Genomic DNA, 16032 nt, shown 5'->3' with positions numbered 1-16032 from the left:
GTCGTCGCGACGACCGGCCGTCGGCTCCTCGCGTCGCCCGCTCGTCGCGGAGCCGCCGCCGGCGTCGGGGTGGCCGGCAACACTCGCACGAGCCGAAAGCGCTCTCACCGGATTTATCCCGAGGGCTGTCCTTCCGGTGGTATGGACCGACACCGTGCCGAACCACGGGTTACGGAGATGCCCGGCGAGCGGGCTCGCGAGTGGGCGGCGTACCACCGCGAGCGCGCCGCGACGAGCACCTACGTCTACGACTTCGTCTGGGACATCACCGACGAGGCCGAGGGGCCGTTCGTCACGGACGTGGACGGCAACGTCCTCCTGGACTTCACCTCCCACGTCGCCGCCGCGCCGCTCGGGTACAACAACCCGAAGATCACGGAGCCGATGAGCGAGTTCGACCTGCCGGACCCCTCGAAGATCGCCGGGCAGGACTTCTACCTCTCGGACGGCTCGACCCCCGGCGACTCCGAGCTGCCCGGCCCGACGGACCTGATGGCGGAGTTGACCGACACGACCGAGCAGTACGGCCTCGACACCGTCTTCCTCTCGAACTCCGGCGCCGAGGCGGTCGAGAACGCGATCAAGATCTGCTACGACGACACGGACGGCGGCCGGTACGGCGTGACGTTCCACGGCGCCTTCCACGGCCGGACACTCGGCGCACTGTCGTTGAACCGCTCGAAGTCGGTGTACCGCCGCGAGTTCCCGGAGATCTCGGGGATCCACGACGCGCCGTTCTGTGACGACCGGACGTGTACGCCGGAGACGTGTTCCTGCGGCTTCTTCACCGACGGCGGCGACACCTCGGTGTTGCGAGAGGCGCTCGACCCGAAGACCGGGTGGGTCGACCCCGACGAGGTGTCGTACGTGATCGTCGAGCCGATCCAGGGCGAGGGTGGCTACCGCTTCCCCTCGGACGCGTTCGTCGACGAACTCGCGGCGTTGACCGAGGACCACGACATCAACCTCGTCGCCGACGAGATCCAGTCCGGTGTGGGCCGGACGGGCGAGATGTGGGCCTCGAACCACTACCCGTACGAGCCGGACGTGATCACCTCCGCGAAGGCGCTGCGCGTCGGCGCGACCATCGCCAGCGAGGACACGTTCCCGGACGAGCGACTCCGGCTCTCCTCGACGTGGGGGGCCGGCGACGTGGTGTCGGCGATGCAGGGCGTGTTCACGCTCCGCGCGATCCACGAGTACGACCTGCTGGACAACGCCGTCGCTCGCGGCCGCCAGTTCCAGGAGACGCTGCGCGACGCCGACCCGGACGGCGTGACCGACGTGCGTGGGAAGGGACTGATGTTGGCGGTCGACTTCGAGAGTGCGGACCTCCGGAACCGCGTGAACGAGACCGCGATGCGTCGTGGGCTGCTCACGCTGTCGTGCGGGTCGACGGTGATCCGCGTGTTGCCGCCGCTGGACGTGACCGAACGCGAGATCGACATCGGCGCGCGGATGCTGATCGACGCGATCGACGACGAGACGTGAGTCGACCTGCTCACCGAGTCGGCTACGTCTAGCTGCGTTGACAGGCTCGTCGCGACTCGAAACGTTTTCTTTCGATCTTCTCCGACCGGGTTCCGTGTTGTTGGTCGTGACGTACTCGACGGCGGCACGGACGACACTCAGGAACGTCTGTCGGAGCCACGAGGAGACGGTCCGCAGGCGGCTGGGACGAGCGGCACTGTTCCGCGAGACGGCCTTCGCGGGCTTTCTCGCCTGTCGACTCCGCGCGAAACACGGCGACGCCGTCCAGGTCGAGCGCACGGAGCCGTTCAACGAGTTCCGCGCGCTCCGGCCGGCGGTTCGAGAGGCCGCGACGGCCTACGAGGCGCGCGAGGAGCCGAGCACACCCTACGACGCGTTCGCGGCCGGGACCGACCACCCGTCGCAGGCGGCGATGCGGGAGGAAGAGCTGTGAGCCGCTGCAGTGGCGATCCGCTGCCGTCGGGGCCTGGCGACGGCGGACGGGCGGACGACGGACGCCCCGACGCCGGACGAGGGACCGGGGAACGGACGGACGACGGACGGGGTGACGACCGGACCGGGACCGTTCGGCGCGTCGCGGCGGACCCGGCGGCGTTACGGCGACGACTCCCGCGGGACGCGACGTGGCGCTCCGATCCGGCGTTCGACGCCGAGACGGCGTTCGCGACGGTGACTCCCGACCCGCCGTCGGTCGTACGACTGTTGGCCGTCGCCGCGCGGACGCGAGGCGTGACGACACCGGCCGACGAGTCGCTGCGTGCGGTCGTCGGAGCGGAGCGTGACGAGGTCGCCGAGACACGGAGTGGTGGGGTGCCCGGAACTGCGAGCGACGAGGGTACCGAGACGCCGACGGCGGACTCGTCGGGACTCCGTGCCGCACGGGAGGCCGTGGCGGAGGCGGCCGCGACCGTCGACGAGCGGCGCGAGCGCGTCGCGAAGTTGCGCGGGCGACTCAAGGCGTGTCGCGAGGTGGACGGGAACACGGAGGCGGTCGGTGACGACCTCGAGGCCGCGATGCGGTCGTTGACCGAGGCCGAGACGGCACACCTCGCGGCGAGAGAACGTCTCGCCGCCGCACGGCGCCGGGCTCGCGAGACGCGCGACGCCTACGAGCGGTCGCTGTCGCGGCACGACGCTCGACGCAACCGCGCCCGCGAGGCGCGTCGCACGCTGGCCGCCAGCGTCGTCCCCCTCGTCGGCGAGGCGCTGGAGCGTGTGACCACACGCACCGGTCGTGGCCCCGCACGACTCGCGGGCGGACTCGACTCGACGACCGAGCACGCGTGTGGCGACGGCGCTGGTGTGGACACCGTGGACGCCACAGACATCGCGGACGCCACAGACGCCGTGGACGCCACAGACGCCGTGGACACCACAGACGCCGTGGACGCCGTCGCCGCGACGACCGCGCCTCGGAGTGCGGTGCCGTCCGTCGAGGGGGACCCCGTCGCGGTCCACCTCGCCGCGTTGGCCGTCGCCACCGTCGAGGAACCGCTGTTGGTGCTCGTCGACGACCTCGATCCGGCGGCGGTCGCCGACCTCGTCGACACGACTGTGGTCGTTCCAGAGCGGTGACGACGAGACGACGGTGACACGACGCAGTGGAGACCGCCCGCGACCGGCGGGACAGCCCGTCGACGGCACGGACGCTTATACCAGATCGGGTGACCACACTCCCAGTGACCGACCAGCGACGCGACACACTCGGCGGGGAGCGTACCGACGAGGAGACGGCGGCCGACGGGATCGGAGACGGTCGAGCCCCGCGGACCGCGAGCGGCACACGCAGCGACGAGTGCCACGAACTCCCCGGGCCCGGTGGTGCCGGTGAACGCGACCAGTCCGACGAACGCGAGCCGAGGGTCTCTCTCGAGACGGACGCGACCGTCCGCGACGGGGTCGCACTCGTCACCTGTCGGCTCGCGAACGAGACGAACGTGCCACGCGGTGTCCGGATCGTCGACCGGCTCGACGGTCCGACACTCCCGCCACGACGGGACGGCGTCCCAGAACACGGGTGGGACGACGACACGTACACCACGGTCGTCGGTCCGGGCGAGACGGTCGCCGTCGGGTACGCCTGTCCGGTGGGAGAGCGACCACTCGCCGACCCACCCGCAACGGTCGCGGCCGTCGGCGACCCCGAGGTCGTCGCACCCGACACCGGCGTCGACGCGACCGTCGCCGCCGCGAGACGCTCGCTCGACGGGTGGCAGCCGCCACGGGACGCGGTACCGACACCGGCGCAGTCCGTCGACGACGGCGACCAGACGGCCGGCGCGGCCGATCCGAGTGCGACGGCCGAGGGAACTGCGGGGATCGCTCCGGACGCGGTGACTGCAGAGACCGAGGCGAGCAGCTCGGGTGCGGCGGGTCGTCCGGAGCCGACCGCGACGGAGCCGTTCGCGGACGGCGTCCTCCCCGCTGGCGTGGCGGAGTACCTCGACGTGGCGGCGGACAGGGTCGCCCGTGCGGAGGGGACCGGCGACTCGGTCCCCGAGACGACGGCCGCACTCTGGGACACCCACCACACCCCGGTGACGTTGGAACAGGCGGTCGCGCGTGACGCCGCGGCACTCCGCCGACTCGCCGAGCGCGCCGAGGCACTCGCGACGCGGGCGGCCGCCGCAGACGTGCCGGTCGACACCCTCCGGAGAGTGGCGTGAGTCGCCTCGCCCCGGCTCCCGAGACTCTCCTCGGACCGGCCGCCGTGACGCGTCCCGGGTCGACTGTCGCGACGCGTCCCGAATCGACCGTCGTCGCACGCTCCGCGTTGACACTCGGCGGTGGACGGTGATTCTCGCCGTCTGCGGTGGTAACGGGGGGGTCGGCGTCTCGACGCTCGCGTACGAGGTGGCGGGTGCACTCGACGCCGTCGTGGTCGACGCGGACCTCGCCGTCGCCGACCTTCCCGTCGGCCGCGGGCCGGATCTCCACGACGTGTTGGCCGGACGCGCGGCGCCGCTGGAGGCGATCCGTGGCGGCCCGGTGGCGGTGCTCCAGTGCGGGCGCTCGCTGGCCGGTGCTCGCGGCGTCGACACGGGGCGGCTCGCGGACGCGATCCGAGCCGTCGCGAGCCACCACGACGCCGTCCTCGACTGTCCGACGGGCGTCGGGAGCGACACCGGGGTGCCGCTCGCGGTCGCGGACGCCTGCGTGGTCGTCGTCGCCACTCGTCGGTGGGCGGTGCCCGGAGCCGTCCGCGTCCGCGCACTCGCCGACGAGGTCGACACGCCGGTGGTCGCGGCCGCACTGTGTGGCGCCCGTGGTCGCGACGGATCGGTCCCGACGGGTGACGCGGAGCCGTCGACCGGCGACGGGGACGCCCCGGGGTCTGGTGCGCCCGCCGGAGGGCCCTCCGCCGGCGTCGGGCCAGCGACCGTCCGCGAGTTGTTGGGCGTCCCAGTCGTGCGGGTGCCGAGCACCCCGACGCTGTCCGACTCACTGCGGGGCGGCGAGCCAGTCACCGACCGCCGGCCGGAGAGTACGGCGGCGGAGGCAGTCGCGTCGCTCGCGGGCCGCGTCGAGCGCACACGGCACGCTCACGAGGCGGTCGACGAGCGAGTCCCGACACACTGGACCACCGCGAACGAGTAGCTGTCAGTCGAGTTCGGAGTAGGTGTTCCTGATCGTCACCGGCGTCACGTCGGCCACGTCGGCTGCCTCGCGCTGTGTACAGTGGGCGCCCACGTCTGCTGCGGCGGCGTAGACGCACGCTGCCGCGACACCGCCGGGGTTGCGCCCCGTGACGAGGTTCTCGTCGCGAGCCGCGTCGACGTACTCTCTCGCGCGGCGCTCGACGGCCGTCTCCAAGTCCAACTCGGAGACGAACCGTGGCACGTACTCTGCGGGGTCGACGGGGCCGACGGGGAGTCCCAACTCGCGGTTCATCGCGTCGAAGGCGGCGACCAGCTCGTCGCGGTCCGCCTTCGCCGTCGCGACCAACTCCGACCGCGTGCGTGCGACCCCCGCGACGCGACAGGCGGCGTAGACGACGGCGGCGGCGAACCCCTCCAGCGACCGTCCGCGCAACAGGTCCGCCTCCTGCGCCTGCTCGAACAACGAACAGGCGTGGTCGCGGACGCGCTCGCCCAGCGACTCCGCGGAGGTGATCCGTCTGATCTCCGTGAACGCGTACACCTGGTTGCGTTCTCGTTTCGTCGAGATGCGTGCTCGCGTGTGCTGGCGGCGCATCCGTGCCCACTGGCGTCGTTTGCGCCCCGTCGTCCGACTGTGACCGATCTCCGTCGAGAGTCCCCTGTCGTGGCGCGACCGCGTGAGTGGCGCGCCGGTCCGACGCGGGTCCGTGTCGTCGTCGGAGAAACTCCGCCACTCCGGGCCGTGGTCGATGCGGTCCGCGCGCACCACCAGCCCACACTCGCTACACACCGTCTCGTCGCCCGCTGCGGTCAGTCGTGCGTCACACTCCGGACAGGCCTCTGTGGCCGTGCTCATACGCGAGACTCGCGCCCGATCGTACACTTAAACTGGGGTCGCGAGCGGCCGTCTGGTGGCCGACGCGCGGCCGGAACGTACCGGTTACCGGTACGTGGTTCCGTCCGACCGGGACGTTCACGAGAGTTTACACGAATCTTAAATCGGGTAGCGCGTCACCACGCGTATGCCACTGTCGGAGATCGCTGCTGGAATCGAGACCGTCACCGAACAGGAGGACCACGGCGTCGCGGCCGTCGACGCGACGGACGGGCGGCTGTCGGATCGGCTGGCGACGGCCGCCGAGGCGTTGCCGTGTTCGGCGGCGACGGCGGCGACCGTCGTGGAGTCGTACGACGGCGGTGCGAGTGTGGCCGAGGCGGCCGAGGCGGCCGGGATCGCCTCGATAACGGCCGCGAAGCTGCTGTACCGATCCGGCGTCGCGGCGGTCACACCGTCCGATCCGTCGGGGTACGAGGCCGTCCAGCAGTGGCTGGCCGGTGACCTCGGTCGCGACGACGCGCTCGCGTTGACCGACTGGGACGAGGAGACGTTCGCGCTCGCCGCCTATACGGAGACACACGACCCCGTCCCGGAACTGGTCGAGGCGGTCGCCGCGGCACGGACACCAGAGGGGAACGAGAGTGTCAGGAAACGCGACCGGCTCGCCGACGCCGTGAGTGCGCCGGACGACCTCCGGTGACCCCGACCCGTCGGGCCACTTCGGGTTTTGTGATCGAGCGGACTCGTCACTCTCCGCGACCGCCGACTGCCGAGAGGCGCCGTCGCACTCCGTCGAGTGCCCCGTCGGTGTCGACGGTGACGCCGGTGTCGACGTCGAGCAGTGTCTCGACGGCGGCGACGGTGGCGGCGGCGGACTCGTCGTCACCCAGTGCGGCCGGCGTCGCAGTCGGTGGCCGCCCGGTGTCGGGGAGTGTCGCGTCTGCCGCCGCTAGTCCGTCACCCGTCGTCGCGTCTGCGTCCCGTTCGGTCCCGGTCGCCGCGACCGCGTCCGTGGCGGTGTCGAGGTCCGCCAGTCGGTCTCGGAGCCGGCGGAGCCCGTCGGCGCCGCGGTCGGTGCCGGGCGCGACGGCGACGACTCGGTCCACCGCCTCGACCGCCGCGACGTGTTGGTTGGCCGCGACCGGTGGAACGGAGAGCAGGACGTGGTCGGCTCGCTCGCGCAGGTCCGCACAGACTGCGCCGAGCCGCCGGGCCGCGTCGGTCGTTTTCGCGCGGACGAGTCGCTCGAACGGCGCGCGAGCTGGCACTGCCACGACCGAGCCCGGTACGTCCCACTCGTCGGCCGAGTCCGTGGCGTCGACCGGCCGACCGCCGTCGATGTCGGCCGACCGGCCTCCGTCGGAGTCGTCTCCCGCGAGTTCGGGCGTCGTGTCCGCCCGTCTGTCGCCGCCACCGGACGACAGTGGTCCGGCGAGTTCGTACGTCGCCGCCGCGGTGTCGGTGCCGTCGGCACACACCGCCGTCAGGTCCGTGTCGATCCGCCCAGTGACGTACCGCGCTAGCGGTTGTGTCGCGTAGTTCGTGTCCACGACGACTACACGGCGTCCGTCACGTGCCAGTGTCGCCGCCGTCTCGATCGCCACTCGTGTCGTCTCTGTGCCGCCGGTCGCCCCGACGAACGCGACGAGTGCTGTCACGAGACGGCGTGGTCACCCGATCGTACCTAAGGGTTCGGCCGGGACGACGAGTGGTGGTCGGCCAGTCGGCCGCCCGGATGCACGGGGCGACGCGCCGGACGGTTCTCGCCGCCTCGCGACCCACTCACCGCACCCGTAGTTTTAGGTTGGAGACCGCCGTACGTCTCTTCGATGGAGGTCCGCGACGCCGTCGAGACGGACGCCGAGGCCATCGCCGCCATCGCCGACGCGCCGGCGGAGGCGATGCGGCGGACGGTCCACGACCGGACGGTCCGCGTCGCGGCCGGCGACGAGACCGCGACGGACCCCAACGCAGACACCGATCACGAACACGACTCCGACCTGTTGGGGTTCGTGAGCTTCGACGTCCGCGACGACACCGTTCACGTCACCCAACTCGGTGGCACCGTCGAGGCGTGTGAACGACTCCTCTCCGAGCCGATGCGGTTCGCGGCCGGCGAGGGGATGGGTGTCGAGCTCCTCGTCGTCGACGGCGACGACGCCGTCCGCGAGGCCGTCGAGGCTGCCGGCTTCGACCGCGTCGGCACCGGGCCGCGGTTCGACGGCGCCGAGACCACGAAGTACCGCGTCGACTCCCCGTGAGGCGTCGCCCGTCCTCTCGGTGTTCACCGTGAGGTGCCGCCTGTCGCCCGTCGACTCCCAGTGAGCCGCCGCTCGTCGACGCGGGACCCGTCGCGCGGTGACGACGTGTGGCTCACCTTTATACGTGCGTGCCACCGACTGGCGTACGATGCCGGACGTGTACGCCATCTCCTCCGCCAAAGGCGGGGTGGGGAAGACGACGACAGCCGCCAACCTCGCGGCGACGCTGGCGGCGGCCGGACACAGCGTGGTGGCGGTGGACGGCGACATCGGCACGCCGAACCTGGGGCCAGCGTTGGGCGTCGAGCCGGGGCCCGACGACCCGACGGTCCACGACGTGCTCGCTGGAGAGGCGGCGCTGCCGGAGGCGGCCTACGAGGGGCCGCACGGGGTGTACGTCGTCCCGGGCGCCGACGACCTGGAGTCGTTCCGTCGGGCCGATCCCTCTCGGCTCGCGGACGTGCTCGCGAACGTCTCTGGAATCGACTACGTGATCGTCGACACCAGCGCCGGGCTCACCCACGAGAGTGCGCTCCCGCTGTCGCTCGCGGACGGGGTGCTCCTCGTGACGACGCCGGACCGCGACGCGCTGGCGGCGACGCGGAAGTCCCTGCGACTCACGCGGCAACTCGGCGGAACCGTCGCCGGAGTCACGCTCAACCGTGCCACCGAGGAGACGACGGACCCCGAGGTGGACGCGCCGATCCTCGGACGGATTCCCGAGTCGCGGGCGCTGGCGACCGGGAGCGCCGCCGGGGAGCCGATCACGGCCCACGACCCGCGTGGCGACGTGGCGCTGGCGTTCCGACGACTCGCCTCGCGGCTCGCCGTCGAACGCGTCCCGCCGCCGCCGGGCGTCGAGGACGTGCCCGCCGGCGAGACCGGGAGCGGCGCGACGGCCGAGCGGACCGAGTCGGGGCAGTCGCGTAGCGCCGGTGGCGGGGGTGCGTCGACCCAGACAGACACGACCGGTCGGACGCAGGCGGACACCGCGGACCCGAGTCGGACGGCGGGGGCCGACCCGAACCCGACAGGCGGGACCGATCCGACTCCGACGGACGCGACGGACGGCGGCCCCGGACGCGGCGACGTGCCGCGCGGTGCTCCGGGTGGCGTCGCCGGTGGGTCCGAGGCGTCGTCTGGCCGGCCGGACGACACACGAGCCGATCACTCGGAGCCGAACACCGGGGCGTCGCCGGACCGAGGTGAAGCGAACACCGGGGCGTCGTCGGATCGAGGTGAAGCGAACACTGGGGCGTCGCCGAACCGACAGGAACCGGGCACGATTGTGTCGCCGGATCGGCGGGAGCCAGACGCCGGTACGACACCGGACCGCACGGAGTCGGACACCGGAGCGGCACCGGACCGCTCGGAGCCGCGTGCCGACGAGCAGTACGACGACGACGCGGTGATCATCGAGGAGGACGAGGACAGCCCCGAGGAGGACCCGGCGGCCGCCGAGGCCCGGACGGTGCTCGGCGAGACGGTGCCCGAAGACGCCATCTCCCGCGAGGAGACGGAGCGTGGCAACGCCGTCGAGTACGAGATCGACCGCGACGCGATCCCGTTCTCCGAGGACGAGGCCGACGACGACGACGAGGACGACGGCGGTGGGTTCCTCGGACGGCTGTTCCGCTCGTGAGTCGCGCGGCGCTCCACTGCCTCGACCCACCCGAGTCTCGAATCGGGACCTTCTTTTACGCGGGTCGACCCTGCCCGGACATGAGCGACGCAGAGAACGGTTCGGTGCCGCTGTGGTGGATCCTCGTCTTCCTGCTGTTGGCCCTCGGCGGTGGCGCCTACGTCGTCACCGCGGTCGGCGGATCGCTCGTCTCCCCGGCGGGTGCCCTGCTCCCGCCGCTGGTCTGAGGCAGTCGGTTCTCGTCCGCGTCGTGGCCGCTCACATCGACTCGGGAGCGGCGACGCCGAGCACGTCCAACGCGTTCGCGACGGTCGTCCGTGCCGCCAGCACCAGCGCGAGCCGCGCCGCGGCACGGTCCTCGTCTGCCGACAACACGGGACACTCGCGGTAGAACGCGTTGAACGTCTCCGCGAACCGCCGGACGTAGGAGGCGACGCGGTGGGGTTCCAACTCGTCCGCCGCCTCCTCGATCACCGCCGGGAGGCGCGCGATCTCGCGGACCAGCGCGCGCTCCTCGGGTGTGTCCAACAGGTCCGGGTCCGGCGTCGTCGCCGGCTCGACGCCGGCCGCACGCGCCTCGTCGGCGATGCCACAACACCGCGCGTGGACGTACTGGACGTACGGCGCCGACTGCGCCTCGAAGTCGAGCGCGCGGTCCCACTCGAAGGTGATCGTCTTCGTCGGCTGTTTCGCGACCACGTCGAACCGCACCGCGCCGACGCCGACCTGCTCGGCGATCCGCTCGACGTCCGTCTCGTCCAACTCGTCGTCGCGCTGTCGGTCGTCGAGTCGCCGCTCGACCTCCGCGCGAGCCCGGTCGACCGCCTCGTCCAAGAGGTCGTCGAGGTCGACGCCGGTCCCCTCACGGGTGCTCATCCCCTCGCCGCCCGGGAGGTTCACCCACGAGTAGAACACCTGCTCCAGCCGGTCGGTGTCGTTGCCGAGCAGTTCGAGTGTCGTGTCGAGCTGCCGGAAAGTGAGTTCGTGATCCTCGCCGATGACGGTGACGGCGCGGTCGAACTCGTCGAACTTCCACTCGTGGTGGGCCACGTCGCGGGTGGTGTACAGCGAGGTGTCGTTCTCCCGGAGGAACACGAAGTTCTTGTCGATCCCGTGCTCGTGCAGGTCCAACTGCCAGGCGTCCTCCTCGTACACCGCCTCCTCTAACGCCTGGAGACGCTCGACCACGTCGTCGACGGAGCCGTCGCGCATGAACCGCGTCTCCTTGACGAACTCGTCGAACGACACCGGGAGGCGGTCGAGTGTCTCGCGCATCCCGCCCAACACGGTGTCGACGACCGCGGTCACGCGCTCGTAGGTCGCCTCGTCGCCGGCCTCCAGCCCCTCCATGATCGCCTCGATCTCCGCCTCGGCGGCCTCCCGCTCGGCCGCCGTCGACGCCCACGAGTCGTCGTCGGGGTCGAGGTAGGCGTTGCCGGCGCGGTAGTACCGCACCAGGTCGTAGTCGTCGCCGTCCCGCTCCGGCTCCGGGAGGTCGCCCTCGTCGAACGTCTCGTAGGCCCACGTGAACACGGCCATCTGGCGACCGGCGTCGTTGACGTAGTAGTGGCGCGCCACGTCGTAGCCGGCGTACGAGAGCGTGTTCGCGACCGCGTCGCCGACGATGGGGTTGCGGGCACGCCCGACGTGGATCGGACCGGTCGGGTTCGCGGAGGTGTGTTCGACGACGACGGACTCGCCGCGGTCCGGCAGCGTCCCGAACGTCTCGTCGGTCGCGGCCGCGTCGACGGTGTCGGTGAGGTACGTCCCGTCCGTGTAGAAGTTGAGGTACGGCCCCTGCGTGTCGACGCGGGCGAGGTAGGTGACCGGCTCGGGGTCGATCGCCTCGGCGAGTTCGGCGGCGACCTGCGGCGGTGGGGCACCGGCCTCGGCGGCGAGCCGGAAGGCGACACTCGAGGCGAGCGTGGCGTCTACGTCGTCCGGCGGCTCCTCGATCCCCAGGTCGTCGGTGGGGTAGCCGGCGTCGGCCAGCGCCGTCTCCAGCGCGTCGGCGACGGCCGCCCGGAACTGTCTGAACATGTGCCCCGGTTCGGTGAGGCCCGTAATGTCGGTTCCGGACGCGAGTGACGTCGTGTCACCCCAGCGAGATTCGTCACGTCGGGAACACCCGCGGCGGTGATTCGTCACGTCGGGAACCCCCGCGGCGGTGATTCGTCACGTCGGAAACCCTCGCGGCGGTGGGACCAGTACCCCGTGACACGCACACGGGTCGCCGCCGTCCCGCGATCGAATCCCCCACGCTTTTCCCCGCGCCAGCCCCGTACGCGTGTATGTACCGGGCGGGACGGGGGCAGCCGCACGACGGGGGGCGGGAGGCGTGACCCTCCCGTATCTCCTCTTTCACGTCCTGTTCGTGCTCCCGCCGTTGGCGCTGTTGTTCGCCCGGCGGCCCTCGCTCCCGCCCAGACGACGGCTCCTCTCGGGGGTCGGGCTCGGCCTGATGGCGACGGTCGCGTTCCTCTACACGACTCCGTGGGACAACTACCTCATCGAGTTGGGGGTGTGGTGGTACGGCGACGGCGTCGTCACGGCCCGGGTGTGGGCGGCGCCGGTCGGGGAGTACCTCTTCTTCGTGCTCCAGACCGTGCTGACGGGGACGTGGCTCTACCACGTCGACTTCGACCCGACGCCGGTGCCGGGCGACTTCGCGGCGACACCTCGCGTCGTGGGGGCGCTGGCGTGGCTCTCGTTGGCCGGCGCCGGGGCGGTGATGCTGCTCGTGCTCGGGCAGCGGTGGACGTACCTCGGTGCGATCCTCGTGTGGGCCGCACCCATCGTCGCGCTCCAGTGGGCCGTCGGCGGCACCTACCTCCTCCGGGCGTGGCGGCCGTGGGTCGTCGGCGTCGGCGTCCCGACGCTGTACCTGTGGGGGATCGACCGCCTCGCCATCGGCCTCGGGGTGTGGACTATCTCCGCGGAGTTCTCGACGGGCCTGAAACTGCTCGGACTCCCGATCGAGGAGGCGGTCTTCTTCCTCGTGACGAACCTGCTGGTGGTGTACGGCCTCGTCCTCTTCGAGTGGGTGATGGAACGATGGCTGTGAACACCGACGGGGCAGTGGTAGTATGCCAGTGAGTGTCGACCGGGTGGTGAGAAGATGGCCGTAGGCGTCCCACGACCCGCCGCTCTCGAGGGTGCGCTGCGGCGGTGGGGGATCCGCGCCTCGTGGCTCGCGTTGCTCGTCGTGTTGCCGTTCGCGCCGGTGGCCTCGCAGGTGCCGCCGGCGGTGCGGTACGCGCCGTTCGTCGCCAGCGTCGTCGTCTTCGGGTTCCCACACGGCGCCTTAGACCACCTCGTCTTCGACCGGATGGACCGCCTGTCGTTGCCGCGGTCGCTGGCGCTCGTGGGCATCGCGTACGCCGTTCTCGGCGGGCTGTACACCGGCTGGTGGTTCCTCGCGCCCGTCTCGGCGTTCGCGTTCTTCATCCTCCTCACGCTGGCCCACTGGGGGCAGGGCGACCTGTACGCGCTGTTGGCGTTCGCGGAGGCGGAACACCTCCCGACGCGCGCCGAGCGGGCGCTGACCGTCGTCGTCCGCGGCGGGTTACCGATGCTGGTCCCGCTCGTGTCACACCCGACGGAGTACCGGCGCGTCGCCGCCGCGCTCGTCGGACTGTTCGCCCCCGCGGACGCCGTGTTGGCGGGGCTGTTCACCACGACCGTCCAGTGGGGTGTCGGCGTCGGCTTCGCGCTGGTGACGCTGACGGCGCTGACGCTGGGGCGGTACCGCGTCCGACTCGGTGCCGACCGGCGGGCCTGGCGCGTCGACGCCGGCGAGACGCTCCTGTTGTGGGTGTACTTCCTCGCCGTCCCGCCCGTGGTCGGGATCGGTCTCTACTTCTGTTTCTGGCACGCGACGCGGCACCTCGCCCGTCTGGCGCTGATCGACGGCGCGGAGGGTGGCGCCCGCGAGCGATTGGCGAGTGGGGACCTCGGCGGCGCACTCCGGCGTGTGGCACGCGACGCGACGCCGATGACCCTCGGCGGGTTGGTGATCGTCGCCGGCTTGTACCTCGCCGTCCCGCGGCAGGCGACCGGGTTCGAGGGGTTGCTGGCGCTGTACCTCGTCGGCATCGCCGTCCTGACGCTGCCCCACGTCGCCGTCGTGACGTGGATGGACGTGCGGCAGGGTGTGTGGTGACTGCTCTGCGCGACCGTCGAGTGCCCGGCGAGTGAGATTTGTATCTCGTGAGCAAGTTCTCGTTCGACCACTGTGCTTGGTGTGCCGTGGTTGCGTCGCGTTCCCACGCGACCGGAGCCGGCGGTAACACTTAGCACGATGGTCCGAGACCGTGCGAGCATGAGTCGGGACTCAGAGTCGCACCTGCTGGAGTGGGCGGAGCTGTTGGATGCGTCCGTTCCGAAATCTGTACACAGCAGGACCCGCCGAGTACGGCGCCGCCGAGGGAAGAGCGTGACACGGGTCGAGATCGAAGGAGAGGGAGGGTGATACAGTTGGTCGGTTCTGATATTTCCTCTTAGAAATATCAAGAATACTTTCAAAACCACTTTGATCCGTCTTCTACCGACTAGTCTCTGGTGTCAAAAGTGGCGGAGGAACACGGGTTAGATCCTATCGATGTCGGACAGCTTGTCGAGTCAGTCAACAGTAACCGGCAACACGTGTTTCTGCTCGGTGCGGGTGCGTCACGCCCCGAGCCTGCAGGCGTCCCGACCACGAGCGAGTTGATCGACGAGTGGAAACAGCAGTGCTACGAGCGAGCTGACCCCGACATCGACAGTGTCGATCGTTGGGCGACAGGCGTCGAGGAACGGGACATGGATCCCGAGCAATCCGAGTACGGATTCTGGTTCGAAGAGTTCAGACCGAGCCGTGGTGGGAGGCGAAACTACATTCGAGACCTCGTCGAAGACGCCCAACCGACCGCCGGTCACGTCATCCTCGCGTCGATGATGAGTGACGACGACGGACGCAGGAACATCGTCCCAGTGACGTTGACGACGAACTTCGACGACCTGTTGTTCGACTCGTTCTACCTGTATCTCGAGAAGACGCCACAGCTCATCAACCACGGGGCAGTCGCACCGGCGTTCAGACTGACGCGAAGTGACCCTGCCGTGGTGAAACTCCACGGCGACTACCTGTACGACAATCTCCAGAATCTCAAGACCGAGACTGCTGATCTTGAGAAGGGGATGGAGCGGCTGTTGCAAGACACGATCAGAGAGTGTGGACTCGTCGTCGTCGGGTACAGTGGTCGAGACGAGTCGATCATGAGTGCGTTGCGGCAGGCAGACGAGTACTCGGACTACGAGATATTCTGGTGTGTCCACAGTCCCGACGACGAGACAGATCCAGTGGACCAACTACCGGAGGAGGTACGAGAACTGTTGGCCGAGACGCGCTCACACGTCGTCCCGATCGACGGGTTCGTCCCACTGATGTTCGAGTTCGCCACCAGAATCGACGATATAGAGATCCCACTCCGAGAAGAGATGGAGGAACGGACAAACGACCGCGTCGACAACCTCATTGACGAGATCGCCCGACAGACGGCGGACCGATTCTCTCCGTCCGGGGGTCAGTCCGAGGATCCGACCAGAGTCGCTCGTTCGGTGATTCAGGACCCGACGCGAGAGGAGATAGCGGACTTCGTCGGGAAACTGTGTGCCTGTCTGATCGAAGACTGGATCGAAGAGCTAGATCCGACCGAGTTCCCAGAGTACCTCCTCGCGGACACGACCGCCGGAGCCAGAGACGATCAGGAAGGAATCGCCATCCGCATGGTACAGGACATGATCTCCCACTACAATCTACTAGACCTCGCAGACAACGTGCCAGACAAGACGGTCCGAAAGAACTTCAAGTCGGCACTGGAGCGAATCCTCGCTCTGGACCCCGAGACTGACGATATCGACGAGTACATCGACGACGTACAGTCTACAGACGAGTGGTCGTCGTGGGACCACGAACACACGGATCGAGATACGACCGAGGAAGACGAGGACGACGCAGAGGACGATCGCGACGAGGAAGACGAGGACGACGCAGAGGACGATCACGACGAGGAAGACGAGGACGGCGTAGATCAGTGAGTGACGGCGTGTGGGCGATACGTCTGGTGAATTGACGAGCCCGAGCCCATCTCACTAGCTACAAACTGTCGTTGGTACAGACTGGCACTACACAGAATCCTTACAAAAATCATATTCCCGGTA

Annotated in this window: 15 protein-coding genes; 12 read left to right on the top strand and 3 right to left on the bottom strand. The window is 69.9% G+C overall.

Annotated features, from left to right (window positions below; genetic code table 11):
• Nucleotides 1–141: 141 nt before the first annotated feature.
• The 5 genes from RYH80_RS08755 to RYH80_RS08735 all read left to right on the top strand — a co-directional run bounded on the left by RYH80_RS08755 (nt 142) and on the right by RYH80_RS08735 (nt 5088).
• Nucleotides 142–1491: an aminotransferase class III-fold pyridoxal phosphate-dependent enzyme gene (locus tag RYH80_RS08755; protein WP_370903478.1), complete on the top strand. Its 1350-nt coding sequence runs from the start codon at nt 142–144 to the stop codon at nt 1489–1491.
• A 94-nt stretch (nt 1492–1585) separates the two neighbouring features.
• A complete protein-coding gene (locus RYH80_RS08750; protein WP_370903477.1) occupies nt 1586–1924 on the top strand; it encodes a DUF7855 family protein in 339 nt (112 codons plus the stop codon).
• Entirely contained in the window at nt 1921–3066 is a 1146-nt protein-coding gene (locus tag RYH80_RS08745) for a DUF7856 family protein (protein WP_370903476.1), read from the top strand. Before RYH80_RS08750 ends, RYH80_RS08745 begins: the two co-directional genes overlap by 4 nt.
• Nucleotides 3067–3170: 104 nt before the next feature.
• Nucleotides 3171–4157: a DUF7857 domain-containing protein gene (locus tag RYH80_RS08740; RefSeq protein ID WP_370903475.1), complete on the top strand. Its 987-nt coding sequence runs from the start codon at nt 3171–3173 to the stop codon at nt 4155–4157.
• A gap of 127 nt (nt 4158–4284) precedes the next feature.
• Entirely contained in the window at nt 4285–5088 is an 804-nt protein-coding gene (locus RYH80_RS08735; protein WP_370903474.1) for a MinD/ParA family ATP-binding protein, read from the top strand.
• A 3-nt stretch (nt 5089–5091) separates the two neighbouring features.
• On the opposite strand, the gene RYH80_RS08730 is transcribed toward RYH80_RS08735, so the two are convergent.
• Nucleotides 5092–5946, bottom strand: coding sequence for a transcription initiation factor IIB (locus RYH80_RS08730; protein WP_370903473.1), 855 nt, complete (start codon nt 5944–5946; stop codon nt 5092–5094).
• A gap of 166 nt (nt 5947–6112) precedes the next feature.
• Here RYH80_RS08730 and RYH80_RS08725 point away from each other — a divergent pair, with 166 nt between their 5' ends.
• Complete coding sequence (locus tag RYH80_RS08725; RefSeq protein ID WP_370903472.1) at nt 6113–6628, top strand: DUF7858 family protein; 516 nt, start codon at nt 6113–6115, stop codon at nt 6626–6628.
• A 46-nt stretch (nt 6629–6674) separates the two neighbouring features.
• On the opposite strand, the gene RYH80_RS08720 is transcribed toward RYH80_RS08725, so the two are convergent.
• Nucleotides 6675–7586, bottom strand: coding sequence for a ParA family protein (locus RYH80_RS08720; RefSeq protein WP_370903471.1), 912 nt, complete (start codon nt 7584–7586; stop codon nt 6675–6677).
• Nucleotides 7587–7757: 171 nt separating this feature from the next.
• Between RYH80_RS08720 and RYH80_RS08715 the strand changes: the two genes are divergently transcribed.
• The 3 genes from RYH80_RS08715 to RYH80_RS08705 all read left to right on the top strand — a co-directional run bounded on the left by RYH80_RS08715 (nt 7758) and on the right by RYH80_RS08705 (nt 10058).
• Nucleotides 7758–8189, top strand: a complete 432-nt coding sequence (locus tag RYH80_RS08715; RefSeq protein WP_370903470.1) for a hypothetical protein — start codon at nt 7758–7760, stop codon at nt 8187–8189.
• A gap of 148 nt (nt 8190–8337) precedes the next feature.
• Complete coding sequence (locus RYH80_RS08710) at nt 8338–9831, top strand: P-loop NTPase (protein ID WP_370903469.1); 1494 nt, start codon at nt 8338–8340, stop codon at nt 9829–9831.
• An 80-nt stretch (nt 9832–9911) separates the two neighbouring features.
• Nucleotides 9912–10058, top strand: a complete 147-nt coding sequence (locus RYH80_RS08705) for a hypothetical protein (protein ID WP_370903468.1) — start codon at nt 9912–9914, stop codon at nt 10056–10058.
• A 31-nt stretch (nt 10059–10089) separates the two neighbouring features.
• On the opposite strand, the gene argS is transcribed toward RYH80_RS08705, so the two are convergent.
• Nucleotides 10090–11871: an arginine--tRNA ligase gene (argS, locus tag RYH80_RS08700; protein WP_370903467.1), complete on the bottom strand. Its 1782-nt coding sequence runs from the start codon at nt 11869–11871 to the stop codon at nt 10090–10092.
• 298 nt (nt 11872–12169) lie between these two features.
• Here argS and RYH80_RS08695 point away from each other — a divergent pair, with 298 nt between their 5' ends.
• From RYH80_RS08695 to RYH80_RS08685, 3 genes are all read left to right on the top strand, one after another.
• On the top strand, nt 12170–12895 hold the full coding sequence (locus RYH80_RS08695) for a lycopene cyclase domain-containing protein (RefSeq protein ID WP_370903466.1): 726 nt from the start codon (nt 12170–12172) through the stop codon (nt 12893–12895).
• A gap of 54 nt (nt 12896–12949) precedes the next feature.
• Complete coding sequence (locus RYH80_RS08690; RefSeq protein ID WP_370903465.1) at nt 12950–13993, top strand: Brp/Blh family beta-carotene 15,15'-dioxygenase; 1044 nt, start codon at nt 12950–12952, stop codon at nt 13991–13993.
• A gap of 482 nt (nt 13994–14475) precedes the next feature.
• Nucleotides 14476–15909, top strand: a complete 1434-nt coding sequence (locus RYH80_RS08685) for an SIR2 family protein (protein ID WP_370903464.1) — start codon at nt 14476–14478, stop codon at nt 15907–15909.
• Nucleotides 15910–16032: the final 123 nt, after the last annotated feature.

This window comes from Halobaculum sp. MBLA0147 (assembly GCF_041361345.1).
Classification (GTDB): Archaea; Halobacteriota; Halobacteria; order Halobacteriales; family Haloferacaceae; genus JAHENP01.
The sequence above is the reverse complement of the archived record's forward strand: the minus strand, read 5'-3'. Positions and strand labels throughout refer to the sequence as shown.